28 protein-coding genes and 1 tRNA gene are annotated in these 25,238 nt (G+C 70.6%); 25 read left to right on the top strand and 4 right to left on the bottom strand.

Features of this window, described 5'->3' with window-relative positions; translation table 11 throughout:
* The first annotated feature begins 117 nt into the window (after positions 1–117).
* From CUC05_RS18040 to CUC05_RS18005, 8 genes are all read left to right on the top strand, one after another.
* Positions 118–630, top strand: coding sequence for a DUF2617 family protein (locus CUC05_RS18040; protein ID WP_108667520.1), 513 nt, complete (start codon positions 118–120; stop codon positions 628–630).
* A complete protein-coding gene (locus tag CUC05_RS18035) occupies positions 627–1,085 on the top strand; it encodes a DUF4247 domain-containing protein (protein ID WP_108667519.1) in 459 nt (152 codons plus the stop codon). Before CUC05_RS18040 ends, CUC05_RS18035 begins: the two co-directional genes overlap by 4 nt.
* Before the next feature lie 67 nt (positions 1,086–1,152).
* Positions 1,153–1,584, top strand: coding sequence for a DUF350 domain-containing protein (locus CUC05_RS18030; RefSeq protein ID WP_108667518.1), 432 nt, complete (start codon positions 1,153–1,155; stop codon positions 1,582–1,584).
* A 25-nt stretch (positions 1,585–1,609) separates the two neighbouring features.
* The gene (locus tag CUC05_RS18025) at positions 1,610–3,166 is read left to right on the top strand and encodes a polyamine aminopropyltransferase (protein WP_108667608.1); all 1,557 of its coding nucleotides are present in this window, start codon (positions 1,610–1,612) and stop codon (positions 3,164–3,166) included.
* Positions 3,166–4,008 (top strand): potassium channel family protein, encoded by an 843-nt coding sequence (locus CUC05_RS18020; protein ID WP_108667517.1) that lies wholly within the window; start codon positions 3,166–3,168, stop codon positions 4,006–4,008. The genes CUC05_RS18025 and CUC05_RS18020 overlap by 1 nt, the downstream gene beginning before the upstream one ends.
* Positions 4,009–4,206: 198 nt before the next feature.
* Positions 4,207–4,887 (top strand): TetR/AcrR family transcriptional regulator, encoded by a 681-nt coding sequence (locus CUC05_RS18015; protein ID WP_170128053.1) that lies wholly within the window; start codon positions 4,207–4,209, stop codon positions 4,885–4,887.
* Between the two features lies 1 nt (position 4,888).
* Entirely contained in the window at positions 4,889–5,833 is a 945-nt protein-coding gene (locus tag CUC05_RS18010; RefSeq protein WP_108667515.1) for an ABC transporter ATP-binding protein, read from the top strand.
* A complete protein-coding gene (locus CUC05_RS18005) occupies positions 5,833–7,485 on the top strand; it encodes an ABC transporter permease subunit (protein WP_108667514.1) in 1,653 nt (550 codons plus the stop codon). The genes CUC05_RS18010 and CUC05_RS18005 overlap by 1 nt, the downstream gene beginning before the upstream one ends.
* A 126-nt stretch (positions 7,486–7,611) precedes the next feature.
* On the opposite strand, the gene CUC05_RS18000 is transcribed toward CUC05_RS18005, so the two are convergent.
* Positions 7,612–8,265, bottom strand: coding sequence for a hypothetical protein (locus tag CUC05_RS18000; protein WP_108667513.1), 654 nt, complete (start codon positions 8,263–8,265; stop codon positions 7,612–7,614).
* Between the two features lie 117 nt (positions 8,266–8,382).
* On the opposite strand from CUC05_RS18000, the gene CUC05_RS17995 reads away from it, so the two are divergent.
* Positions 8,383–8,466, top strand: a tRNA-Leu gene (locus CUC05_RS17995).
* 54 nt (positions 8,467–8,520) lie between these two features.
* Here the strand turns inward: CUC05_RS17995 and CUC05_RS25945 are convergent.
* Positions 8,521–10,707, bottom strand: coding sequence for a winged helix-turn-helix domain-containing protein (locus tag CUC05_RS25945; protein WP_157965719.1), 2,187 nt, complete (start codon positions 10,705–10,707; stop codon positions 8,521–8,523).
* 100 nt (positions 10,708–10,807) lie between these two features.
* On the opposite strand from CUC05_RS25945, the gene CUC05_RS17985 reads away from it, so the two are divergent.
* The 10 genes from CUC05_RS17985 to CUC05_RS17940 all read left to right on the top strand — a co-directional run bounded on the left by CUC05_RS17985 (position 10,808) and on the right by CUC05_RS17940 (position 18,987).
* Positions 10,808–11,080 (top strand): hypothetical protein, encoded by a 273-nt coding sequence (locus CUC05_RS17985; RefSeq protein WP_157965718.1) that lies wholly within the window; start codon positions 10,808–10,810, stop codon positions 11,078–11,080.
* On the top strand, positions 11,077–11,769 hold the full coding sequence (locus tag CUC05_RS17980; RefSeq protein WP_108667510.1) for a DUF4386 family protein: 693 nt from the start codon (positions 11,077–11,079) through the stop codon (positions 11,767–11,769). The genes CUC05_RS17985 and CUC05_RS17980 overlap by 4 nt, the downstream gene beginning before the upstream one ends.
* A 129-nt stretch (positions 11,770–11,898) precedes the next feature.
* A complete protein-coding gene (locus CUC05_RS17975; RefSeq protein WP_205712415.1) occupies positions 11,899–12,966 on the top strand; it encodes an NAD(P)-dependent alcohol dehydrogenase in 1,068 nt (355 codons plus the stop codon).
* Positions 12,963–13,136: a hypothetical protein gene (locus tag CUC05_RS17970; RefSeq protein ID WP_157965717.1), complete on the top strand. Its 174-nt coding sequence runs from the start codon at positions 12,963–12,965 to the stop codon at positions 13,134–13,136. Before CUC05_RS17975 ends, CUC05_RS17970 begins: the two co-directional genes overlap by 4 nt.
* 53 nt (positions 13,137–13,189) lie before the next feature.
* Positions 13,190–14,179 carry an ABC transporter ATP-binding protein gene (locus CUC05_RS17965; protein ID WP_108667606.1) on the top strand — a complete coding sequence of 330 codons (990 nt, stop codon included), beginning with the start codon at positions 13,190–13,192 and terminating at the stop codon, positions 14,177–14,179.
* The gene (locus CUC05_RS17960) at positions 14,176–14,919 is read left to right on the top strand and encodes an ABC transporter permease (RefSeq protein ID WP_108667508.1); all 744 of its coding nucleotides are present in this window, start codon (positions 14,176–14,178) and stop codon (positions 14,917–14,919) included. Before CUC05_RS17965 ends, CUC05_RS17960 begins: the two co-directional genes overlap by 4 nt.
* Before the next feature lie 52 nt (positions 14,920–14,971).
* Positions 14,972–15,454, top strand: a complete 483-nt coding sequence (locus tag CUC05_RS17955) for an acyltransferase (RefSeq protein WP_157965716.1) — start codon at positions 14,972–14,974, stop codon at positions 15,452–15,454.
* Between the two features lie 37 nt (positions 15,455–15,491).
* Positions 15,492–16,787: a hypothetical protein gene (locus CUC05_RS17950; protein ID WP_108667506.1), complete on the top strand. Its 1,296-nt coding sequence runs from the start codon at positions 15,492–15,494 to the stop codon at positions 16,785–16,787.
* Between the two features lie 126 nt (positions 16,788–16,913).
* A complete protein-coding gene (locus CUC05_RS17945; RefSeq protein WP_205712414.1) occupies positions 16,914–18,005 on the top strand; it encodes a spore photoproduct lyase family protein in 1,092 nt (363 codons plus the stop codon).
* A 121-nt stretch (positions 18,006–18,126) separates the two neighbouring features.
* The gene (locus CUC05_RS17940; RefSeq protein WP_108667505.1) at positions 18,127–18,987 is read left to right on the top strand and encodes a flagellin N-terminal helical domain-containing protein; all 861 of its coding nucleotides are present in this window, start codon (positions 18,127–18,129) and stop codon (positions 18,985–18,987) included.
* 48 nt (positions 18,988–19,035) lie between these two features.
* On the opposite strand, the gene CUC05_RS17935 is transcribed toward CUC05_RS17940, so the two are convergent.
* A complete protein-coding gene (locus tag CUC05_RS17935; RefSeq protein ID WP_108667604.1) occupies positions 19,036–19,419 on the bottom strand; it encodes a VOC family protein in 384 nt (127 codons plus the stop codon).
* A 2-nt stretch (positions 19,420–19,421) separates the two neighbouring features.
* Positions 19,422–19,706, bottom strand: coding sequence for an ArsR/SmtB family transcription factor (locus CUC05_RS17930; protein ID WP_108667504.1), 285 nt, complete (start codon positions 19,704–19,706; stop codon positions 19,422–19,424).
* A gap of 87 nt (positions 19,707–19,793) precedes the next feature.
* Between CUC05_RS17930 and CUC05_RS17925 the strand changes: the two genes are divergently transcribed.
* The 6 genes from CUC05_RS17925 (at position 19,794) to katG (ending at position 25,217) form a co-directional block, all read left to right on the top strand.
* Positions 19,794–20,162, top strand: a complete 369-nt coding sequence (locus CUC05_RS17925; protein WP_108667503.1) for a (2Fe-2S) ferredoxin domain-containing protein — start codon at positions 19,794–19,796, stop codon at positions 20,160–20,162.
* Positions 20,163–20,299: 137 nt separating this feature from the next.
* Entirely contained in the window at positions 20,300–21,589 is a 1,290-nt protein-coding gene (gene sqr / locus CUC05_RS17920) for a type III sulfide quinone reductase, selenoprotein subtype (protein WP_108667603.1), read from the top strand.
* Positions 21,586–21,900, top strand: coding sequence for a TusE/DsrC/DsvC family sulfur relay protein (locus tag CUC05_RS17915; protein WP_108667502.1), 315 nt, complete (start codon positions 21,586–21,588; stop codon positions 21,898–21,900). The genes sqr and CUC05_RS17915 overlap by 4 nt, the downstream gene beginning before the upstream one ends.
* 12 nt (positions 21,901–21,912) lie before the next feature.
* Positions 21,913–22,419, top strand: a complete 507-nt coding sequence (locus CUC05_RS17910) for a DsrE/DsrF/DrsH-like family protein (protein ID WP_205712413.1) — start codon at positions 21,913–21,915, stop codon at positions 22,417–22,419.
* A gap of 117 nt (positions 22,420–22,536) precedes the next feature.
* On the top strand, positions 22,537–22,959 hold the full coding sequence (locus CUC05_RS17905; protein WP_240606278.1) for a Fur family transcriptional regulator: 423 nt from the start codon (positions 22,537–22,539) through the stop codon (positions 22,957–22,959).
* Positions 22,960–23,012: 53 nt separating this feature from the next.
* Positions 23,013–25,217, top strand: a complete 2,205-nt coding sequence (gene katG / locus CUC05_RS17900) for a catalase/peroxidase HPI (protein ID WP_108667499.1) — start codon at positions 23,013–23,015, stop codon at positions 25,215–25,217.
* The last annotated feature ends 21 nt before the right edge of the window (positions 25,218–25,238 follow it).

Below are 25,238 nucleotides of genomic sequence, written 5' to 3'. Positions count from 1 at the left end.
ACGATTACCGGCCGGCAACATCCATCCGAGGGGGCCCGCGGCGGGTATAGGGTGTGGCCACGATCGAGGGCCGGCGGCGTCGAGGGGCGCCCGCACCGATGCCAGGAGGGAGGACACGTGCACGACCCGACAGACCTCAGCCCCGACCGGCTGACGGTCGCCTTCGGCGGGCCGCTCCAGCCCGCGCTGGCCCGCGCGACCCTGGCCCTGCCGACGACCACCGTCGAGGTGGCCGTGCTGTCGGCGTCCCATCAGGTCCGCACCCTGGAGGGACACGCGGTGGAGACCCTCGCCTGCAACACCGGCGGGAGTGCCCCCGGCCCCCGTCGGGTCATCGTGCACACCGGCGTCGACCGCTGGGACCTGGCCTTCGACTACGCCGTCGACACGGTCACGCCCGTCGGCCTCGCGACCCTCGTCGAGCAGCTTCGGGACGGGGCGCGCACCGCCGGCGTCGTGCATGCCTTCCCCGGCCACCCCCACGCCGTCACCGCCGTCCTGCCCACGCCGAGCGGCGACGGCTGGGCGACCTGGCACTGCTACCCCGAGCACGGCCGCGTCGCCCGCAGCACCACCACCGTCCTTGCCCACGACCGCATCGCGGTCGCCGTCCACGGAGCCAGCCGATGACCAGCCTCCGACCCCGCCCGCCACTCCTCGCGATCCTCGTCGTCCTGGCGCTGACGTTGACCGGCTGCGGCTCCTCCACCTCCCTCACCGAGGCCACCGCCTTCCTCGACGGCGCCTACAGCTACGACGCCGCCACGTCCCAGTGGCGCACCGGTGATGCGCCGAGCGTCGTGGCCGACAACCTGCAGATCAACCTGAAGGCCAACGACAGCGTCCGCGAGTCCGGCAACTACTACCTGCGCGGCGCCGACTGGCTGGCGGTCGTCCGCACCGAGGCCGAGGGCTCCAGCATCGAGCTCGACGACTACGACACCGGCTACCGGCGGCACAGCACCTTCATCGCCGGCTACTGGGGCAGCCGGCCCCGCGACTACGGCCCCCGGTCCTCCGGCGGCAGCTCCGGCGGCGGCGGGTTCACCGGCGTCCGCGGCGGCGGCTCCGGCAGCGGCAAGTGACCCCTCCCCCCTCCTCGCGTTCCCGGATCACCCTCGACTCCCGCACCACCCGAAAGGCCCACCAGAGATGATCGACATGGCCGCCATCCTCGCTGACGCCTCCGAGGGCCTGGCCTGGGGCGTCCTCGCCCTGGTCCTGCTCGCCGTCAGCTTCGGCGTCATCGACGTGATGACCCCCGGCAAGCTCGGCAAACAGATCACCGAGGACCACAACCGCAACCTGATCATCGTCGTCGCGTCGGGGATGCTGGCCAACGCCATCGTGCTGGCCACCGCGATCCTGACGTCGGCCGACGGCTTCGCGCTCGGGCTGACCACCGCCGGCATCTACGGCGTGCTCGGCATCCTGCTGAACGCCGCCAGCTTCGGGCTGGTCGACATCATCACGCCGGGCAAGCTGCGGGACACCGTCGCCTCGGCGGAGCCCACCCCGGTCGCATGGTTCGTCGCCGCCAACCACATCGCGGTCGGCATCGTGGTCGCCGCCGCGATCAGCTAGGAGCACGACGCCTGCCGTGGCGACCCTGACCAGCCCCGCGACCACCGACACCCCCACCGGGCACCGTGTCGGCAGGACGGCGCTGCTGTTCGTCGTCGCGGTCTGCGCGGCCTGCGGGCTGGTCTACGAGCTGGCGCTGGTCGCCACCGGCAGCTACCTCGTCGGCTCGTCGATCACCCAGACCAGCCTCGTCCTGGGTGTGGCCCTGGCGTCGATGGGCATCGGTGCGCTCGTCGCCAAGCGGCTGATCGGCCGGCCCGCCGCCGGGTTCGTCGCCGTCGAGCTGGTGCTCGGCGTCGTCGGGGCGTTCTGCGTCCCGGCGCTGTACACGGCGTTCGCGTGGCTGGGCCTGTACACCCCGGCGCTGCTGCTCGCGGCGGTCGTGGTCGGCACGCTGATCGGCGCGGAGATCCCGTTGCTGATGGCCCTGATCGGTCGGCTGGGCGACGACGACCCGGCGTTCGTCGTCGCCGACATGTCCGCGGCCGACTACGTCGGGGCGCTGGTCGGCGGGCTGGTCTTCCCGTTCCTGCTGCTGCCGGTCTTCGGGCTGCTGACCGGATCGTTGCTGGTCGGGGGGGTGAACGTCACGGCGGGCCTCGCGACCGGGCTGGTGCTGCTGCCCGACCGTCGGCGCTGGCTGCTGGTCGCCGGGGTGCTCGCCCTGGGACTGATCGGGGTGATGCACCTCAAGACCGGCGACTTCGAGCTGACCGCCCAGCAGAAGCTGTTCCGCGATCCGATCGTGCTGCACGAGCAGACGGCCTACCAGGACCTGGTCATCACCGAGTCCACGACGCCCGACGGGCCCGACACGCGGCTGTTCCTCGACGGCGACCTGCAGTTCTCCACCCTCGACGAACACCGGTATCACGAGGCGCTGGTCCACCCGGCGATGAACGGACCGCACGAACGGGTGCTGATCCTGGGCGGTGGTGACGGGCTGGCCGCCCGCGAGGTCCTGGGCTACGACGACGTTCGGTCCGTGACGCTGGTCGATCTCGACCCGGCCGTCGTGGCGGCGGCCCGGACGGTCCCGAGGATCCTCGAGGCCAACCGCGGGTCGTTGGACGACCCGAGGATGACCGTCGTGCACGACGACGCGTTCACCTGGGTGCGCGACGGGGGGGACGGGCCCGTCGACGTGATCGTCGTCGACCTTCCCGACCCCGACACCGTCGACCTGGCCAAGCTGTACAGCGTGGAGTTCTACGGCATGGCCGCGGGGCTGCTGGCCCCCGGCGGGCGCATGGTCGTGCAGTCCGGCAGCCCCTACTTCGTGCCGCTGGCGTTCTGGACGATCCGCGCCACGGTGGAGGATGCGGGCCTGGCGACCGTGCCGTACCACGTGGACGTGCCGACGTTCGGTGACTGGGGCTTCGTGCTGGCGACCCGCGAGGGCCAGCCGGCGCTGCGGGTCCCCGAAGATGCGCCGACGCTTCGGTTCCTGACCGACGAGGTGCTGGCTGCCGCGGCGGTGTTCCCGCCCGACCGGCTGCCCGACCAGGCAGCCGTGCAGCCGTCGACGCTGCTGGACCCCGCCATCGTCGACGCGGCCCGATCGGGCTGGGCGGGCTACTGATGGGACGGCTTGCCGTCATCGCCTCTGCCGCCGCCGAGGAGGTCAGGACCCAGATCAACGTCGACGACATGGACCTGGACAAGGCCTCGTCGATCGGGCGGATGCTGCGCTGGGCGTGGGAGGGCCTGATGATCGCGGCGGCCGTCCTGGCGGTGCTGTGGTTCAACCGGGACGACCCGGTTGCGGTGACCACGCAGTGGGCGATCTGGGGCCTGTTCCTGACCGACTACCTGGCCCGGCTGGCCGTGGCGAGGAACCGCCGGCAGTTCGTGCGGACCAACCTGATCGACCTGGTGGCGATCATCCCGCTGGACCTGCTGCGGGGCTTCCGGGCGCTGCGGGTCCTGCGGATCGTCCGGTCCGGCGTGGTGATCTGGCGGGTGCTGCGCACGACCAGGGACGTGCTGACGACCAACCACACGGGGTCCCTGCTGGTCGTCGCCGCCGGCCTCGTGGTCGTCGGTGGGACCCTGGTCTCGACCATCGAGCCGGGCATCGAGGGGATCGGCGACGGCGTGTGGTGGGCGGTCGTGACCGCGACCACGGTGGGGTACGGCGACATCTCCCCGGTGACCGGGGCCGGTCGGGGGATCGCGACCCTGCTGATGCTGACCGGCATCGGCGTGCTCGGGTCGGTGACGGGGGCGATCGCCACCTACGCCGTGCGGCTCGGCAACCGTCCGGACACCGACCCCGACGACCCCGACGTCGCCCACACGATCACTCGCCTGACCCACTGGGACGAGCTGACCGTCGACCAGCGCGTCCGCTTGGCCAACCACCTCGCCGAGCTGGCCGCCGACCCCTCCACCGGCCCCACCCCCTCCACCGACCCCACCTGACCCGGGGGGCGGCCCGGGCCGCGGGACATGCGCGTGCCGGGACCGCCGGACGTGCGCGTGCCGGGACCACCGGGACCGCCGGGATTGTGCAATTCGGCGCCGTGGGCCGCGAAGGTGCACAGCCCGCCGACGGTGGTGTGCAGTTCGGCCGACATGTGGCCCTTGCCGCACATTGAACATATGTTTAGGATGTTGAACATGAGTTCAACGGACGATCGGTCGACCCGGGCAAGGATCCGTGACGCGGCGATCGAGGCGGTCGTCGAGGCCGGGCCCGGCGGGCTGACCGCCCGCAACGTCGCCGCCCGCGCTGGCGTGTCGGCGGGGTCGGTCATCCACCACTTCGGGTCGATGGACGAGCTCCGCGACGCGTGTGACCACCACATCGTGTCCGAGGTCCGGCGGCTGAAGGCGGCCGCGATGGCCCGTGGTGCGCAGGTCGATCCGATCGCCTCGCTCCGCGACGCCGCCGACGGGCCGCCGCTGATGGCCTACCTCGCCCGCACGATGGTCGACGGCACGCCGCGGGTGACCGACCTCGTCCGCGAGATGGTCGCCGACGCGGTCGTCCACATGAAGGAGGGTGCGGCGAGCGGACTGCTGAACGAGCTCGACGACCCCGAGGGCTGCGCGACGATCCTCACCATCTGGTCCCTGGGCGCGCTGGTCCTGCACGACCACGTCGAGGCGCTGCTCGGCGTGGACCTGCTCAGCCCGTCGGTGCAGGCCGACCCGACCTACATCCGCCGCTACATGGCCCCGGCGTTCGAGCTGCTCAGCGGCGGCATGGTGACCGCGGAGGCCGCCGCGGGGATCGCCGCCGCCATGGCCGCCGCGGATACCACCCCCGCCGACCCCGCCCCCACGAAGGACAGCTGACATGAGCGACTCCCCGGCCATCCAGACCGTCGGCCTGAGCAAGGACTTCGGTGACGTCCGTGCCGTCGACGGGCTCGACCTCGACGTCAGGCGTGGCGAGGTGTTCGGGTTCCTCGGCCCCAACGGCGCCGGCAAGACCACGACCATCCGCACGATCCTCGACCTCATCCGCCCCACCGAGGGGTCCGCGTCGATCCTCGGCATGGACAGCCACCGTGACGCCGTCGCCATCCGGCGCCACATCGGCTACCTGCCCGGCGACCTGGCGATGTACCCCAACCTGACCGGCCACGACACGCTGACCTACTTCGCCAACCTGCGCGGTGGGGTCGACTGGACGGTGGTCGAGGGGCTGGCCGACCGGCTGGACGCGGACCTGTCCAGGAAGGTCGGCGACTACTCCACCGGGAACCGACAGAAGATCGGCCTCATCCAGGCGTTCATGAACGTCCCCGACGTGATCATCATGGACGAGCCGAGCACCGGCCTGGACCCGCTGGTCCAGCAGGAGTTCCAGGCGATGATGCGCGAGGTCGCCGCCGAGGGGCGGACGGTCTTCCTGTCCAGCCACACGCTCTCGGAGGTCCAGCGGGTCGCCCACCGCGTCGGCATCATCCGGCAGGGTCGCCTCGTCGACGTCGAGTCCGTCCACGACCTGCGGTCCAAGGCGCTGCGGAGGGTCGAGATGACCTTCGCCGAACCCGTCGCGAGCGAGGCGTTCCGGACCGTCGAGGGGGTCAGCAACGTCGCCGTCGTCGACCGGACGGTGACCCTCTCCTTCGAGGGCAGCATGGCCGCGCTGATCGCCACCGCCACCGACGGCCGCCAGCTGATCGACATCGCCACCGGCGAGGCGGACCTCGAGGAGATCTTCCTGGCCTACTACCGGACCGACGCCCCCGACGACGTGCACACGTCCTCGACCGGCGCGGGGGCGCGGGCCTGATGCTCGGCAGCGTCTGGGCCAAGTCCATCCGCGATCGCTGGAGCGCCGTCGTCATCGCGGGGGTCGGCGTCGGCCTGCTGCTGTGGATGGCCATGGCGGTCTACACCCAGATCGACACGTCGTTCTACTACGAGCTGCCCGCGGCGTTCCTCGAGACAGCGGGCATCTCCGCCGAGGTCGGAGGGGTCGGGGGCATCGCCTACGGCGCCATGTACAACCTGATGGGGGCGATGGCGCTGGCCGGCGTGGCCATCTCGATCGGGGCCAGCACCATCGCGGGCGAGGAGCGCAACGGCACCCTCGACCTGCTGCTGGCCAACCCGCGCAGCCGCACCGCCGTGGCGGTCTCCAAGCTGGGCTCGATGGTGTCCCTGGTCGTGCTCGGCGGGGTGCTGTACCTGGCGGCGGCGCTGCTGGTCCCGACCGTGGTGGGCGTCGACATCACCGGTATCCACGTCGCCGCGCTGATGGTGCACCTGGCGGCGAACGCGCTGCTGTGGGGCCTGCTCGCCTTCGCCGTGGGCGGCTGGACCGGCAACCGTGGCGCCGCTGTCGGTGTCGCCGCCGGGGCGATGGTCACGTCCTGGCTGGCCACGTCGTTCCTGCCGTTGATCGCCGACCTGGCCGACGTGGCGAAGGCCTTCCCGTGGTACTGGTTCAACGGCAGCCAGCCGGAGCTGAACGGCATCGGCTGGGGCCACCTCGTCCTGCAGGTCGGCGCGTGCGTGGCGCTGGCGAGCGTTGGCGTGGTCGGGGTCCGTCGGCGGGACCTGCGCGGGGCCAGCACGGCGACGAGCCTGCTCGACCGGCTGCGCGCCAACCCGCGGACGCAGGCCCTGGTCGAGCGGATGGCCGGGTCGGCCCGGGTGTCGGGCATCACCGCGAAGACCATGTCGGACCACCAGGCGCTGCTGTCGGTGATCGTCGCGATCGTCTTCTACATGTCGCTGCTCGTGGTGCCCATGTTCAACCTGCTGCCCGACTCGATCGGCGAGGTCTTCGGCAACCTGCCGGAGGGGTTGATCGCCGCGATCGGTGGGGTCGACATGTCGACGCCGAGCGGCTGGATCCAGGGCGAGCTGCTGGCGTCGGTGTTCCCCATCGCCGCCATCACGCTGTTCGCGTCCATGGGATCGCGGGCCCTTGCGGGGGAGGAGGAGAACCACTCGATGGAGCTGCTGCTGGCCAGCCCCATCTCACGGCGGCGGGTCCTGCGCGACAAGGCCGCGGCGATGGTTGCCTTCGCCGTCGTGCTGGCCGTGGGCACCTCGATCGGGCTGGGGGTGGGCGTGCTGATCGCCGGCTTCGACCTGCCGATCACCGGCGTGGTGTCCGCTGCGGTGCTCGGCAGCCTGCTCGGGCTGGTCTTCGGCGGCGTGGCGCTGCTGATCGGGGCGGCAACGGGACGCGTGAAGGTGGCGGTGTTCGGTGCGGCCGGGCTTGGGCTGGTGGCGTACTTCGTGGACTCGTTCTTCCCGCTGGCAGCGTTCTTCGAGCCGTTCGCCGTGCTCAGCCCGTTCCACTACTTCCTGTCCAGCGACCCGTTGGTCAACGGGATGCACTGGGGACACGCCGGGATCCTCGTGGCGACCTTCGCGGTGCTGGTCGCCGCGGCGGTACCGCTGTTCGAGCGGCGGGACCTCCGCGGCTGAGGAAATGTTCAGCTTCGCCGGTCCGCCGGCCGAGGTGCACGAACCGTCGCGGGGGTGGTGCGCCTGAGCCGGTCACGTGGTCGAACTGCACAGTTCCGGTGAGGGGTGGGCGGGCCGGACGGTCGGTCAGCGCTCGATGGTCAGGGCGACCGCCGTGTGGGAGTCGCCCTGCTCGCCCACCCAGGAGAGGGAGAGGTGGTAGGTGCCCGGCTCGAGGGTCGAGACGTCGACCAGGTTCACGCCGGGGTTCTCCTGCACGACGGTCAGCTCGGTGCGGCTGGCGTCGTCGGGCTGGGCGGCCGGGTCGGCCTCGTCCAGCGGCCAGGCATGGGCGGTGACCGTGCCGGGTTCGTAGGTGACGACCAGCTGGGCGTCGGCCTTCACGGGGTAGGTCGTGGGGCTGGGGCCGCCGTCGGAGCAGAGGCCGACGTCGTCGGTGGTCCAGCAGGAGGTGTAGGGGGCAGCGGACAACGAGTCGGTCTCGGAGGAGATGCCGAAGTCGGGGGCCTCGGCCGGAGGACCGGGGGGGCCGGCGCCATCGCCGATGCCGCCGTCGGGCTCGACCGGGATGGGTGCGTCGCCGATCGGGGCGGAGGAGTCGCCGGGAGCGCCGGCACCGTCGCCGATGCCGCCGTCGGGCTCGACGGGGATGGGCGCGTCGGTGGTCGTGTTGTCGTCGGCCGGTCCGCCGGCACCGACCGCCGTGCCGTCGGCACAGGCGGCAAGGGCGAGCAGGAGGACCGACAGCAGGAGGAGACGTGGGATGGTCAGTGTTGGCATGTCCCTTCCGACGCCGACCGACGGCCGATCGTTCCATGATCGGCGATGCCGAAATGCGAGTTGGCCGACACGCGTCGCCCTCGCTACACTCTCCGTTCCTCACTGCGATGAGGCCACGGGCGAGTGGCGGAATTGGCAGACGCGCACGGTTCAGGTCCGTGTGGACTTAGGTCCTTGGGGGTTCAAGTCCCCCCTCGCCCACCCACCTCCGGGGTATCCCCGAACCCCCTCCCGACCCGGTCCCATCCGGCCGGATCAGAGCAGCCCGTGGTCCCGTGCGGCTTGGATCGCCTGCTTGCGGTCGCTGACCCCGAGCTTGCGGTACAGCGAACGGGTGTGGGTCTTCACGGTGTTCAGCGACACGAACAGCTCCTCGGCGATCTGGCGCTGGGACAGGTTCGTCGGCAGGTAGCGGAGCACCGCCGCCTCGCGCTCCGTCGGCGCGTCGACGAGACCGGCCGGGCGCACGGGTGCGGTGGTCAGGGCGTGGCGGGACTCCACACGGGCGAGGTAGGGCGCCACGATGCCGGGATCCACGCACCGGTCCACGACCGCCCGCGCCTCGCGGAGCAGCTCGGGGCCGTCCGGCTCGCCGAGCTCGCACAGCACGTCTCCCGCGCTCGCCAGGGCATGGGCCAACGTCACCCGCTCCTGCGCGGTCCGCGCCAGCGCCACGCCACGACGCGCCGCCGCCAGGCGTTCGTCGGGGGCCTCGGCCGTCCTGCCGACGATGCTGTGGGCCAGCGCCAGCTGTGAGAGGGATTCCATGGCGTTGTCCTCGGCGAAGCGGATCGACCACGAGGCACGCTCTGCGGCCGACGCCTCATCCCCCTGCTCGATGTCGGCGATCGCCTGGAGTACCGGGGTGACGGCGGCCACGAAGAGGTGCTCCTCGTCCGCCGCCCTCGCTGCCGCCTCCTGGAGCAGCGGGCGGGCGTCCTCGTGGCGGCCCGCCCAGACCAGGGCCCCGCCGAGGGTCATGGCATGGGTCGAGTCGATCGTGGGGCCGGATGCGGCCACCTCGGCCAGGCAGGCGCTGACGTCGCCGTCGGCGAGGCCCCGCATGATCGACAGCGCGGTGGCCTGCCCGGCCTCCTCGGCATCCAGGTCCAGCGCACGGGCACGGTCCAGGTGACGCCAGGCGTCGGCCTGCCGTCCGGAGAACAACGAGATCCAGCTGCGCACGAGCAGCGCCCGCGGGTGGTCCCGACCCGCAGACCCCAGCCGTTCCAGCTGTCCGAGGACGGTACCGAGCTGCCCACGGTTCATCAGCACGGGCGCGTGATCCCACAGCAGGTCGACGGCGATCACGTGGTCACCGGCCCCCACCCGGTGCTCGACCGCCTCGTGGGGGCTCCCGTCGGACTCGTGCCACTCCGCGGCCGCCCGATGGATCGCCGGGAGCTCCGCGGCCAGGTCGACGTCGGCCTCGAGACGGAGCAGATCACCCAGCAGGTGGTGGTAGCGGTACCAGGTCCCGGTCCGGTCGAGCGACACGACCATCTGGTTGCGGGACGCCAGCCGCCGCAGCCACGCGGTCCCGTCGGCGCTCCCGCAGACCGCGTCGACGAGCGGGCCGCACATCCTGTCCAGGATGGACGTGCGCAGCAGGCGATCCCGATCCTCCAGCGACAACCCCGACAGCAGCTCCGCGCTGAGGTACTCCACCACCAGCCGGTCGTCGCCCTGGAACGCCGCGACCGCATGGTCGAGGTCCGTGGTCACGGCCAGCGACATGCCGGCGAGGACCAGGCCCGCGGCCCACCCCTCCGTCCGCTGGCACAGCGTGTCCAGCTGGGACGGCGTCAACCCGTCGACGCCGGTGGCCAGGAGCCCGGCGGCCTCACCGACCTCGAAGCGCAGGTCCGCGGCGCGGAGCTCCGTCATCCCGCCGGTCAACCGCAACCGGGCAAGCCCGAGCGCCGGGTCGACCCGCGTGGCCAGCACGATCCGAAGCTGCGGCGGGGCGAGGCTGATCAGGTAGGCCAACCCCTCCATCACACGCAGCTGGGTGATCAGGTGCAGGTCGTCGATGACCAGCACGATGGATCCGCCGTGCGCCGAGAGCGCGTTGACCAGCCTGGCGACGACCGGGGCCTCGTCGGCGGCGGCGGCCGCCAGCGCAGGCCCCGTCGCCGCGTCCAGCCCGGGGACCTCAGCAGCGAGGGCACCGACCACCGACGCCCAGAAGCGGGCAGGGTCGTTGTCGAAGCGGTCGACCTGCAGCCACGCGGACGCCTCGGGCCGCTCCGCCAGCCAGCCGGCGAGCAGCGTGGACTTGCCCGACCCGGCGGGCGCGCTGACGAGCCCGACCCGTTGCCCGTCGGGTTCGAGCAGGTCGTCGAGCCGGCGGTGCAGCCGTGACCGCGTGACGTGCTGGTCGCTCAGCGTCGGCGGCGAGAACTTCGTCGCCGGGAGGATCACGCCTGTCGCACCATGCATGCTGCCGCAAGCCTAGTGGGGCGCTGGGCGCGACGGCTCACCCGGGTGAGATCGCCGTTGAGGGGAGGCGGCGGCTGCGTCCGGGAGGGACGGTGTGGACATGCCCGAGCACCCGACACCCCGGACCTACGAGATCGTGCTGCGCGGTCGCGTCGGTCCTCGACTCCTCCGCCCGCTGCTGGACGACTTCACCGTCGACCACCCGGAGCACGGGCGAACACGTCTTGTCGGCGAGGTCCGTGACCCCGGCCACCTGCACGGCGTGCTCGCGCACCTGACCGCCTTCGCGTTGGAGGTCGACAGCGTCAGCGCCACACCGTCGGCACCGCCGACGAGCAGATCCACCCCCATCACTCAAGAGGAGACATCATGAGCACCGCCATTCCATCCAGCACCGTCCACGACGTGGAGGCGTCGCCAGCCGGATCGGCCCGCGCCGGCGGCATCGGCGCGCTGGTCGCCACAGCCACGTTCCTGTTCGGCATCGTGCTGTTCGTCACGCAGCTGGCCGACTTCACCGCACCCGACACGACCGTCGCGGACTCCGTGGCGTTCCTCGTCGACAACGAGGAGGTCCTGTTCGTCGGCTACGCGGTGATCTACCTGCTGTTCGGCCTGGCGATCGTGCCGCTCGTCCGTGCGCTGCAGCAGCGCCTCCATCGCGCCGAGCCGGAGCTCTCCGCGATGTCGGCCGTCTTCGGCTACATCTGGGTCGGCCTGATGTTCGCCACCGGCATGGTGCTCACGATCGGCATGGGTGCGGTGGCGGACATGGCCGGCGATTCCGCGCAGGCCCAGTCGCTCTTCACCGCCATCGACACGGTCGGCAACGGCCTCGGTGGTGGCAACGAGCTGGTCGGCGGGGTCTGGATCCTGCTCGTCAGCCGAGCCGCCCAGCGCGCCGCGGCGCTTCCCCGCTGGCTGAACGTCCTCGGCATCGTGACGGCGCTGGCCGGCATCGTGACCGTGATTCCGGCCCTGACCGAGGTCGGCATGGTCTTCGGGCTGGGGTGCATCGCCTGGTTCGCGGCCGTGGGTCGCGAGCTGCTCGTCCGCCCCTGATGGCCGCGCGTGCACCCGACGTGCACCGGACCTGAACCGTCACCGACGACGGTGCCGTTGTCACGAGGCGCCAACCCACACCGACGCCCCCGGGAGCACCCCATGACACCCACCACGAGGAGCACCGCCATGCACACCGAGAAGACGACCACGACCACGCACCCCATGCCTGACCTGCCCGACAGCTCCTTGGCTGCCGTCCGTCACGAGTACGGCCCACCCGCCGGGATCGAGATCGCACCCCAGCCCGTCCCGACCCCCGGCCAGGGCCAGGTCCTGCTGCAGGTGCACGCAGGCGGTCTCGACCGCGGCGCCTGGCACCTGATGGCCGGTGAACCCTTCGCGGTTCGACTGGCCGGATACGGCCTGCGCCGTCCCAAGCAGCCACGGCTCGGGATGGACGTCGCCGGCACCGTCATCGCCCTCGGCGAGGGCGTCGACACCTTCGCCGTCGGTGACGAGGTCTTCGGCATCGCGGACGGCTCCTGGGCCGAGCACGCGGTGGCCGACGCCGCGCGGCTGGCGCTCCGCCCGGCGAACGTGTCACCGGTTGAGGCGGCGGTCTCCGCCATCTCGGGCATCACCGCGCTGCAGGCGCTGGTCGACGTCGCGCGTGTCGAGGCGGGCCAGCGCGTCCTGGTCGTCGGCGCGTCGGGTGGGGTCGGCAGCTTCGCCGTCCAGCTGGCGGTGGCCCTCGGCGCGGAGGTCGACGGCGTCGCGAGCGGCGCGAAGGCCGACCTCGTGCGGGCCCTCGGCGCGAGCCACACCTACGACTACGCCACCGACGACCCCTATGACGGCACGCAGCGCTACGACGTCATCCTCGACACCGGCGGCCGCAACCCGGTGCGCACCCTCCGGCGAGCCCTGACCGACCGCGGGACGCTGGTGATCATCGGGGGCGAGGACGGCGGCTCGATCACCGGCGGCGTCGGCCGCCAGCTGCGTGCGGCGATGCTGTCGCCGTTCGTCCGGCACCGCCTGACGACGTTCATCAGCGCCGAGGCGAAGGGCCACATCGCGACGCTCGCGGCGTTCCTGGAGGACGGCTCGGTCGTCCCGGCGGTGGGCGCCTCCTACCCGCTCGCGGAGGTTCGGACCGCGATCGAGGACCTGCTGGCGGGCCGTGCACGCGGCAAGTCCGCGATCCTGGTCGCCCCGAGCGAGGGCGAGGCCATGCCATGGACGCGGTCATGATGCTGTCGCGACGTGACCAGACGGTGCTCGGCATCGGCATCGCGCTGTGCGGTGTGCTGTTCGTGCTGTCGAGCACGATCCCGGACGGCCTGGGTCCGGTGTTCGTCGTGCTCGGGATCGCCGCGCTCGGCACTCGCCCGTCGGCCGCCCCCGAGGACAAGGAGGAGTGAGCACCACCATGACGACCCGGACCTCCAGGCAAACCACGACCAGCAGGCAGACCATGACCAGCAGGCAGACCATGACCAGCGCCGCACCACCCGCCACCGCCATCGCCGTCGACGGACTCACCAGGTCCTACGACGGCCGGACGGTCGTCGACGACGTGTCGTTCACGGTCGAGGAGGGCGAGATCCTCGCCATACTCGGTCCCAACGGCGCCGGCAAGACCACCACCGTCGAGTCGGTCGCCGGGCTCCGCACCCCGGACGCGGGCACCGTCCGCGTCTTCGGGCACGACCCGATCGTCGACCGGACCGAGGTCGCCCGCCTCCTCGGCGTCCAGCTGCAGGAGAGCAGCTTCCAGGACAAGCTGACGGTTCGCGAGATCGTCGACACCTACCGGGGCCTGTACCCCGACCCGCTCGGCACCGACGAGCTGCTGGATTCCCTCGGTCTCGGCCCGTCGGCCGGAACCCGGTACGCGAACCTCTCCGGTGGCCAGCAGCAGCGTGTGTCGATCGCCGTGGCGCTCGTCGGGCGGCCCCGTGCCGTCATCCTCGACGAGCTGACGACCGGCCTCGATCCGCAGTCCCGCCGCGACACCTGGATCCTCGTGGAGGACCTCCGCGACCGCGGCGTCACCGTGCTGCTGGTCACCCACTTCATGGAGGAAGCCGAACGACTGGCCGACCGCGTGGCCCTGATCGACCGCGGGAGGCTCGTCGCCCTCGACACCCCGCAGGGCCTGATCGACCTGGCCAACCTCGAGCAGCGGCTGCGCTTCTCCACGACCGCCGAGCTCGACGAGGACTGGATCCGTCGCCTGCCAGAGGTCTCCGGCGTGGCGCGCGACGCCGACACCTACACCGTGACCGGCGACGAGCGCATGGTCTTCTCGGTCGTGTCGCTGCTCGCGGCGCACGACATCGTCCCCGGCCGGCTGCAGGTCGACCAACCCACGCTCGACGACGCGTTCGTCGCCCTCGCCGGCCGCCCGCTCGTCACCAACGCCGACACCACCATCGACACCACCCTTGAGGACACGCGATGACCGCGTTCATGACCCTCACCCGAACCCAGACCCGGGTCTTCCTGCGCGAGCCCGCCGTGGTCGCCTTCGGCCTGATCTTCCCGGCGGTCCTGCTGCTGGTCATCGGCAGCGTCTTCCCCGGCGCCACCGAGGTCAACGCCGAGCTCGGCAACAAGAGCCTGGTGCAGATCTACGCGCCGGCGTCGGCGGTGATGGCGCTGCTGACCCTGGGCATCGCGATGCTGCCGCAGGCGCTCGGCCTGGACCGCGAGCGGGGCATCCTCCGCCGGCTGTCGGTGACGCCGGCCCACCCCCGTCTGCTGGTGGCAGCGCATGTGATCGTGCAGGCCGTCGCGGTCACGATCGCCACCGTCGGGGCGGCGCTCGTCGGACGGTTCGCCTTCGACCTGCCGTTGCCGCAGGCCCCGGGCTGGTTCGTCATCGCGTTCGCCCTGTCGACTGCGGCGCTGCTGGCGGTCGGGGTGCTGATCGGGGCGTTGGTCCCGACGGCGCAGGCCGGGGTCGGCACCGGGATGCTGCTGTACTTCCCGATGCTGTTCTTCGCCGGCATCTACCTGCCGCTGGAGATCATGCCGGAGGGCCTTCGGACCATCAGCGGCTGGACCCCTGCGGGTGCGGCCGTCAACGCCATCGGCGACGCCTGGGCCGGCGCCGCGCCGACCCCCACCAGCCTGCTCGTCCTCGTCGTGACGGCGGCCGCAGCCGGGGGGCTCGCCACGCGCCTGTTCCGATGGGAGTAGGCGCTCCACTCGGCATCCCGCGGACGGGCATGCCCACCGGCGGAGGTCCCACGTGAGTCCCCGGAACGACCGGCCTGTCCGCGGGATGACGCTCGGCGAGTACGTCCAGCATCGGAACGGCTCACCGCTCGGCGGTGCCGGTTCGATCCGGCAGATGGTGTCCCGGTCCCTTGGGGCTGGATCGTTCGCGGAGTTCTGGCGGCACTGGAATCCGATCTGGGGGTACGGCCTGAAGAGGTTCGTCCATGACCCCCTCCGGCGGTTCGTCCCGTCCGCCGTGGCGGGCTTGGCCACCTTCGTCGTCTCCGGAGCGCTGCACGACGGTGCCGTGACGCTCCTCCGAGGGTCGACGACCCACGTCATGACGCCATGGTTCCTCCTGCTCGGGATCGGGGCGTACGTGGGGCGGTTGCGCGGCATGGACCTCTCGCGCAGCACCTGGCGGTGGCGGGCCACCATCAACCTCGCCTACCTCGGCGGAAGCCTCGCCACGGTGCTGCTCCTCGGGTCGTTGATCGGGCCGAACGCCCCGTGAGCTGACCTCGGGGTCTCGGATGGCCTAGGGTCGCCCCATGGAGTGGGAGGGAGTCCACGAGCACCGGCCGCGTCGCCGGTGGCTCGTCGGCTGGGTGGTGCTGGCGGCTGCCGTGATCGGCTGGCTGGTTCGCAGCCCGGCGGAGATGCGCGAGTTGCACGTCGACCCGACTCCCGAGCCGACCGTTGCCGAGGTCGCGCCGTCGCCCACGGTGCAGGCGCCCGAAGGACTGTTCGGGGTGGACGACGTGCTGCCCGTGGCCCGGGGTCGATGGCGCGAACACCTCCCGCCCGGGGGCTGGGATGCGACGCAGGAGCGCGTCGCGCTCTGGGACGGGACCGAGGTGGTCGTCGTCGATGCGTCCAGCGCCTGGGCCTACGACCCCGCCGTCGACCAGTGGCGCGGCCTCCCCGCCCCTCCGTCGGTCGACACTGGAGAGGTCGATCGGCAGGGGCTCGTGGTCGACGGGACCGTGGTCGTCAACGCGGACTCCGCATCCGGACGGTCGCCGTCCTCGAACGTCCTGCCACCGACAGGTCGTTCGGCCGCGTGGGCGCTGACCGCCGATGACTGGGCACCGGTCGCCTCGATCCCGGACGACGTGGCGATGCTCGGCGTTGCCGACGGGGCCATCATCAGCGCCCGGTACGCACGCAACGGGGACGCGTTGCAGATGTCGCTGTGGCAGTCCGTTGTGACCGCAGAAGAACCGACCGCGCTCCCCCCTCCACCCGTCGCGGTGCAGTTCGCGCAGGTCGTCGACACGCCCGACGGCTTCGTGGTCCTGGGCTCGACCGTCGTGGGCGGCACGGGGAGTGCGATCGACCCGTTCGAGTACGAGGGGGTGGGGCTGCACTGGGCCCGGGATGGGTGGGTGGTGCTGGACCTGCCGGCGACGGACCTCCTGGGGGCAGCTGCGGTGTGGGTCCCGGCCTTCCCCGGCGCGGCCCCGGATCCCGGCCCCGAAGGCTGGCTGATGATCATCGGCGGCCAGCACGTCGGCCCCGAGGTCCCCGCGACAGGCCACGACCTGGCGACAGGGGTCACGGTCGACCTCGTCCTGCCCCGGATCGAGCAGCCCCGCGACGACCGCTGTTGCTGGTGGACCGCCGAGTGGGACGGACAGGACACCGTGTGGGTGCTCGGCGGCTACGCCGAGGCGGTCCAGATGGCCGTCGACCTGCCGACCGGACAGCTGCGTGTGGCCTCGCCGACCGCCGGACGCGTGCGTGCCGAGCTGGCCTGGGACGGGGAGGGGCTGCTGCTGCTCGGCGGCTTCGGCCTCTCGGGCCCGGTGGACGTCGTCGAACGCTGGACACCCGCGACCCGTTGATTCACTTGAACGGAACGCCAGCGTCGTGATTCGCCTGTTCCACGGCGGACCACGCCTGCCCATCAGCTGCCAACCGCGTTCGTGATGCTGGCCGTGCGGCGAGACTCCCTCGCTACGCTGGATCGGATGGGAGACGATCCCGCCGTCTCGTCCGACGCCGACCTCCGTCGACTGCTCGACGTTCGGACGATCCACCTCCAGCCGGGCGTGGAGGCGATGCCGACCGGCCGACAGATCCTTGCCCGCTTCCCAGATGCGGAGCGGATCGAGGTGGACCGACACCAGCTCATTCCCGGGCTGCACGGCAACGAGGGAAACGCCGAACGGTGGATGGCGGTCAAGCGGCACTCGCTCGTCCTCGGTGTCCTGGCCTCGCCGAGGGTGCGGCCCAACGGCCGGTCGGCGGACTTCATCGCCCCGTCCCTTGCCAACGGCTGCGCGATGGCGTGCGCCTACTGCTACGTGCCGCGTCGCAAGGGCTACGCCAACCCGATCACCGTGTACTGCAACACCGAACGCATCCTGTCCACGCTCAGCCGACATGCTGACCGGCAGGGTCCAAAGGCCACTCCCAACCAGTGCGACCCGGACCGCTGGGTGTACGACCTGGGCGAGAACAGCGACGCCTCGGTGGACGCCCTGCTGTCCGACGCCACTCGGCAGGCCGTGGAGATGTTGCGCGATCACCCCCACGCCAAGGCCAGCTTCGCGACCAAGTACGTCAACCGCGACCTGCTCGCCTGGGACCCACGGCAGCAACGCATCCGGTTCTCGCTGATGCCGGCACGCATGGCCGGCCTGCTGGACCTGCGAACCAGCCCGATCGCCGAGCGCATCGCGGCGGTCAACGACTTCGTCGACGCCGGGTGGGAGGTGCACCTCAACTTCTCGCCAGTCGTGCTCCACGAGGGCTGGCGGCAGGAATGGGTGCCGTTGCTGACCGAGCTGGCTGACGTGCTGTCCCCCGCCGCCCGGGCGCAGCTGGCCGCCGAGGTCATCATGCTGACCCACAACGCGGAGCTCCACGAGGTCAACACACGCTGGCATCCCCGAGCCGAGGAGGTGTTGTGGCGGCCCGACATCCAGGAGGAGAAGCAGTCCCGGAGTGGCCAGGTCAACGTGCGATACCGCACCGGCTGGAAGGGGCAGTGGGTACGGCAGTTCCGCGACCTCGTGGACCGCCACCTGCCCGGCTGCCGCATCCGCTACGCCTTCTGAAGCCGAGCCCGGCCCGGCGGTCCACCTCCCAGCAGCTCAGCTCGGGGGCCAGCCGTCCGATCAGAGATGTGCGAACCACCCAAGGACGGGTGGTGCGAACCCACTCACGGAGGAGGCGGGAATGCGCATCAACAACAACGTGATGAGCGCCAACGCACACAGGAACCTTTCACGAACACAGAACTCGTTGGGGAAGAACCTCGAGAAGCTGTCGTCGGGGCTGCGGATCAACCGGGCCGGCGACGACGCCGCGGGGTTGGTGATCAGCGAGTCCCTGCGCAGCCAGGTCGGGGGCCTCGCGGTCGCAAGCCGCAACATCCAGGACGGCATCTCCCTCGTGCAGACCGCCGAAGGGGCGCTCAACGAGATGCACGGCATGCTCCAGCGCATGCGCGACCTCGCGGTGCAGGCAAGCAACACCGGTGCCAACGGCGGGTCGGGCGGAGCCTCGGTGGCGGCTGCCCAGGCCGAGGTCGACCAGCTGCACGACGCGATCCAGCAGATCAACGCCACCACGAAGTTCAACGGCGCCGACGTCCTCGACGCGGGGACGTTCACCTTTCAGGTCGGCGCAAACGGCGGCGAGACGCTCAGCGTGTCCGTCTCCACGTTCATGGACGTCAACTTCCTCGGGATCGGCGCCAACGAGCTGATCTCCGACCTCAAGTCCGGCGGAGTCGCCGACTTCGACTCCTCCGCGACCGCTGCGAGCGATGCGATCGCGATCGTCGATGCGGCCATCGCGCAGGTCTCGGCGCAGCGGGCCACGTTCGGTGCCACCCAGAACCGGCTGGAGCACACGCTCAACAACCTGCAGGTGGCCAGCGAGAACCTGTCGGCGTCGGAGTCCCGCATCAGGGACGTCGACATGGCCGCGGAGATGACGAGCTTCACCCGCAACCAGATCCTGTCCCAGGCCGGCACCGCCATGCTGTCGCAGGCCAACGCCGTCCCGCAGGGCGTGCTCTCGCTCCTCGGATAGGCCAACGGGTAGGCCCGGGCAGGCCTCGATCAGGCCTGCCCGACCACGTCACATGCTGCTCAGCTGGATCAGGTTGCCGCAGGTGTCGTCCAGGACCGCGGTGACCACCGGGCCCATGGTGGTCGGGGGTTGGGTGAAGGTGACGCCAGCACTGACGAGCCGTTCGTGCTCGGCCGCGACGTCGTCCACGGCGAAGGAGGCCAGCGGGATGCCGTCGCCGGTCACGCCGTCCCGGTAGGGCCCCACCGCAGGGTGGGAGGCCGGCTCGAGCAGAAGCTCGACGCCTTCCTGCCCCGGGGCTCCGACGGTCAGCCAGCGGTCGCCGTTGCCCAGCGGGATGTCCGTGCGCGGCTCGAACCCCAGGACGTCGGTGTAGAAGCGCAGGGCCTTCTCCTGATCGTCGACGAAAACGCTCGTCAGGTGGATGCGGATGGTCATTCGGGGACTCCTTCGGCGCCTAGCCATCGGGACATGGCGCGGCGGAGGGGTGCCGGCTCGATGGCGTGGAACTTGTATCGACCCTCCCTGCGGGAGCGGACCAACCCGGCCTCCTCCAGGACGGCAAGGTGCTGGGAGATGGCCTGGCGGGTCAGCTCGATGCCGTGGTCAGCAGCGAGACGGCCGCAGATCTCGAACAGCGTCTGCTCGTCGCGAACGGCCAGCACGTCGAGGATCGTCCTCCGTGCCGGTGCGCCGAGTGCGTCGAAGACGTCGTCCATCTGCTGCACAATAGGCAAGTACGAACTTGCATGCAAGTTCTGACTTGCCTTCGAGGAGGTGCGAGGCCCGTCCTAGACTCGGCCGCCATGCCCAGCGATCCGCCGCCCGACGATGCCGACGACCTCGCGGCCCGCGCCAGGAAGGCGAAGGTCGACACGATGCAGCGCCACGTGCTGGTGTGCACCGCGGCGGACTGCTCGCCGGACGGCACCGTCGCCAGGGCACTGTCGCATGGGGTCGCCCTCGCCGGGGCCCGCGACCGCGTCGGGGTCGTGGAGACCAAGTGCCTGTCGATCTGCCGGGGCGACGGCGCGACGGTCGTCGTGTACCCGGAGGGGACCTGGTACGCCGGTGTCGACGAAGCCCTGGCCGAGCGCATCGTCGCCGACCACCTCGTCGGTGGACACCAGGTCGACGACGCCGCCTTCCTCACCAACCCGCTGACGCCGGAGTAGCCCCACAGGGTGTGGGCCCGTGGGTGGCCGACAAGCCCGGGACCTTCGACGGGACGGTCCCGGGACCTCCGGCACGTCCGGCCATGCCCATCGAGACCTACGGTCGTCCTCGGTTCGACCTCCGAAGGGACACGGCGATGGGCAAGCTCCTCGTACTCGGTGCGGGCACGGCCGGCACGATGGTGGCCAACAAGCTGCGCCAGCAGCTCCCGGCCGACTGGACCATCACGATCGTCGACCAGGACGACACGCACCACTACCAGCCCGGCTACCTCCTGCTGCCCTTCGGCACGTACACGCCGACGCAGATCGTGCGCCGCCGCTCGCGGTTCATCGGCGACGGCATCGACCTGCGGTTCGGCACCGTCGACCGCGTCGACACCGAACGCTCCGTCGTGGAGATGCGGGGCGGCGAGACGCTGCCCTACGACCAGCTGGTCATCGCCACCGGTGCGGGCATCCACCCCGAGGAGACCCCCGGGATGATGGAGGAGGAGTGGCAGCGGTCGATCTTCGACTTCTACTCCCTCGAGGGTGCGACAGCCCTGCGTGATGCCCTGAAGGCCTTCACCGGCGGACGACTCGTCGTCCACATCACCGAGATGCCGATCAAGTGCCCGGTGGCCCCCCTGGAGTTCGCCTTCCTCGCCGATGACCACTTCACCAAGCGTGGTATCCGCGACGCGGTCGACATCACCTACGTCACCCCCCTCGACGGCGCGTTCACCAAGCCGGTCGCCTCCACCCATCTCGGCGACATGCTGGGCGAACGCCACATCGACCTCGAGACCGACTTCATGGTCGAGCGGATCGACACCGACACTAAGGCGCTGGTCTCCTACGACGAGCGCGAGATCCCCTTCGACCTCCTGGTCACGGTGCCGCTGCACATGGGCGCGGCGTTCGTGAGCAGGAGCGGCCTGGGTGACGAGCTGCGCTTCGTCAAGGTCGACAAGCACACCCTGCAGGCCGTCGGGCACGACAACATCTTCGCGCTCGGCGACGCCTCCAACATCCCCGCCTCCAAGGCCGGGTCGGTCGCACACTTCGCCGCGGAGATCTTCACCGAGAACTTCCTGGACCACATCGCGGGTCGACCGATGGCGAAGTCCTTCGACGGGCACGCCAACTGCTTCGTGGAGTCCGGTGACCGCAAGGGCCTGCTGATCGACTTCAACTACGACACCCAGCCCCTGCCCGGCACCTACCCCCTGGCCGGCGTCGGCCCCTTCGCCCTGCTGAAGGAGAGCCGCCTGAACCACATCGGGAAGCTGGCCTTCCGATGGATCTACTGGCACGTGCTGCTGCCCGGTCGCCGCCTCCCCGTGCCGGCGCTCATGTCGATGCGCGGCAAGGTCGCCGCCCCCGAGACACCCCAGACCACCGGCGAGCCGTTCGCCCAGCCCCAGAAGGAGCGCACCCCGTGAGCACCGCAACGATCGTCGGCCGCGAGATCCACGTCAACGACGAGGGTTTCATGACCGACCACACCGAATGGACCGAGGACGTCGCTCGCGCGCTGGCCGCCAACATCGGCATCGAGCTGACCGACGCCCACTGGGATGTCCTGCGGTTCGTCCGGCAGGACTACGAAGCCGAGGGCGAGAGTCCCACGCTGCGCCGCGTCACCAACGTCGGCGGCGTGCCGACCAAGCAGCTCTTCACCCTGTTCCCCAAGAAGCCGGCCAAGAAGATGTCCTACATCGCCGGTGTCCCCAAGCCAGTCGGCTGCGTCTGAGGAGTGAGCACCGTGACAACCAGCGTTCTCCCCGTCCCGTCCTTCGACGACGTCGAGCAGGAGGGTCGCAAGCTCGTGATCATCTGCTCCAAGGGTTCCCTGGACATGGCCTACCCGGGCCTGGTGCTGGCCAACGCCGCGCTTGGCGAGGGCATCGAGACCCACCTGTTCTTCACGTTCTGGGGGTTCGACATGATCAACACCAAGACCATGGGACACCTGGCCTTCAACCCGGTCGGCAACCCGGCCACCCACATGCCGACCGCCATCATGGGCCTGCCCGGCATGCAGGCCTTCGCGACCCACATGATGAAGAAGCAGATCGAGGGCCTCGACCTGCCGACTGTGCCGGAGTTCATGGAGCTGATCACCGACGCCGGCGGCCACCTGTGGGCCTGCCGCATGTCGGCGGACATGATGCACCTCACCGAGGACGACCTGTACGACCGGGTCGAGGGCATCATCAGCGCCTCGGACTTCATGGAGATCTCCGAAGGCGCTCAGACGCTGTTCATCTGACGGCAGCCGATCAGTCCAGCACATCCGATGGGGTGGCCCCGAACGGGGTCACCCCTCGTCCGTTCGGCCGTCGATGAACTCTTGACACTGTCCAAGTTTGGACGCAGACTGTGGCCCGTGCTCAGCGACCCGACCGCGTCCCTCCGGACGCATGGACTCCAGGTCACTGCCCAACGCCTGGCGGTGCTCCGAGCGGTCGACTCCCGCCCGCACATCACCGCCCACGGGGTGGCAGAGGCCGTGCGGGACGAGATCGGGAGCATCTCTCGCCAGTCGGTGTACGACACCCTCTCGGTGCTCGTCGACAACGGCATGATCCGCCGCATCCAGCCGGCCGGGTCCGCCACACGGTACGAGGGCCGCGTCGGGGACAACCACCACCACCTCGTGTGTCGCCGCTGCGACCGCGTGGTCGACGTCGACTGCGCGGCCGGCGAGGCCCCCTGCCTGACTCCCGACGACGACAACGGCTTCGTGCTCGACGAAGCCGAGGTCGTCTACTGGGGGATCTGTGGCGACTGTCGAGACGCGGCGAGCTGAGCCGTTCGCAACCCCTTGCAGACAACGAGACACCGCAACACAACGGAGACGTCATGACGGACAGCAAGAAGAACAGCCCCGAGTGGGGCTCGCTCACCTCCGGTGAGTTCCAGTCCAACGAGAAGTGGTGGCCCAACGCGCTGAACCTGCGCATCCTCCACCAGCACCACCCGGACTCCACGCCCCTCGGCGTCGACTTCGACTACCGCGCGAACCTGGAGAACGTCGACATCGACGAGCTCACCAGGGACGTCGACGCGCTGATGACGGACTCCAAGTCGTGGTGGCCCGCCGACTGGGGCCACTACGGTCCCTTCTTCATCCGCATGTCATGGCACGCAGCCGGGACCTACCGTGTCTCCGACGGTCGTGGTGGCGGCGGCACCGGCGCGCAGCGCTACGCCCCCCTCAACTCCTGGCCCGACAACGGCAACCTCGACAAGGCCCGCCGCCTGCTGCTGCCGATCAAGCAGAAGTACGGCAAGGCCATCTCGTGGGCCGACCTGTTCGTCTTCGCCGGCAACCGGGCCCTGGAGACCATGGGCTTCCGCACCGCGGGCTTCGCCTTCGGGCGCGAGGACATCTGGGCGCCCGAGGACGACATCTACTGGGGTCCCGAGAACGAGTGGCTCTCGGCCAAGGACGACCGCTACACCGGCAGCTTCGAGGATGGCAACCGCCTGCTCGACAACCCGCTGGCCGCGGTCCAGATGGGCCTGATCTACGTCAACCCCGAGGGTCCCAACGGGCTGCCGGACGCAGCGAAGTCCGCGCAGGACATCCGTGAGACGTTCGGCCGCATGGCCATGAACGACGAGGAGACCGTCGCCCTGGTCGTCGGTGGCCACACCTTCGGCAAGATGCACGGTGCGGTGAGCCCCGACTTCCACGGCCCCGAGCCGGAGGCCGGCGGACTTGCCGACCAGGGCTTCGGCTGGGCCAACTCCCACGAGACCGGGTTCGGCGAGTACACGCTGACCTCCGGCCTCGAGGGTGCCTGGACCCCCACACCCATCAAGTGGGACAACAGCTACCTCGAGACCCTCTTCAGCCACGAGTGGGAGCTCGTGGAGTCCCCTGCTGGCGCCAAGCAGTGGGAGCCGAAGTCGGTGCGCGAGGGCTTCATGGTCCCCGACGCCCACGTCGAGGGCCGCGAGAACAAGCCGGTCATGTCCACCGCCGACATGGCGATGCTGGCCGACCCCGCGTACCTGGAGATCGCCACCCGCTTCCGCGAGAACCCCGACCAGCTTGCCACCGCATTCGCCAAGGCCTGGTTCAAGCTGCTCCACCGCGACATGGGCCCGGCCATCCGCTACAAGGGCCCGCAGGTGCCCGAGACGACCTTCGTCTGGCAGGACAACGTCCCCGCCCACGAGGGGCCGATGATCGGTGACGCCGAGATCGCGGAGCTGAAGTCCACCATCCTCGACAGCGGACTGACCACGGCGCAGCTGGTGAAGACGGCCTGGGCGTCGGCGTCGACCTACCGCACGACCGACTTCCGCGGTGGGGCCAACGGTGCCCGTATCCGCCTGGAGCCGATGGCCGGCTGGGACGCCAACGTGGCCTCCGGCGTGAACGCCGTCATCGCGAAGCTGGAGGAGATCCAGCAGGCCTTCAACGCCAAGGGTGGCCCGCAGGTCTCCCTCGCCGACCTGATCGTCCTCGGTGGCAGCGCGGCCGTCGAGGCCGCAGCCAGGGCTGCAGGCCACGACTTCACCGTGCCGTTCACGCCCGGTCGCACCGACGCCGACCAGGAGTCCACCGACATCGAGTCCTTCCAGTGGCTCGAGCCGAAGGCCGACGGCTTCCGCAACTACCAGCAGAAGCAGGGCGGCATCCCCAGCGAGCACCTGCTGATCGACAAGGCGTTCATGCTGAACCTGACCGCCCCCGAGATGACCGCCCTGGTCGGCGGCATGCGCGTCCTCGGCGCGAACGTGGGCGACGAGGGCTACGGCGTCCTCACCGACCGTCCGGGCCAGCTGACCAACGACTTCTTCGTGAACCTGGTCGACATGGGGACCAAGTGGCACTCCATCGGCGAGGCCGAGGACGTCTTCGAGGGCGTCGACCGCGAGACCGGCGAGCCGAAGTGGAAGGCCACCCGCGTGGACCTCGTCTTCGGTGCCAACAGCCAGCTGCGTGCCCTTGCCGAGGAGTACGCCGCCGCCGGTGGCGACGAGCTCATGCTCGAGGCCTTCGTCCGCGGCTGGGTCAAGGTCATGGAGAACGACCGGTTCGACCTGCGCTGATCGGGACCACCCGACAGCCGA

This window comes from Euzebya rosea, from assembly GCF_003073135.1.
Lineage (GTDB): Bacteria > Actinomycetota > Nitriliruptoria > Euzebyales > Euzebyaceae > Euzebya > Euzebya rosea.
This window is presented reverse-complemented; position numbering and strand designations above follow the sequence as displayed.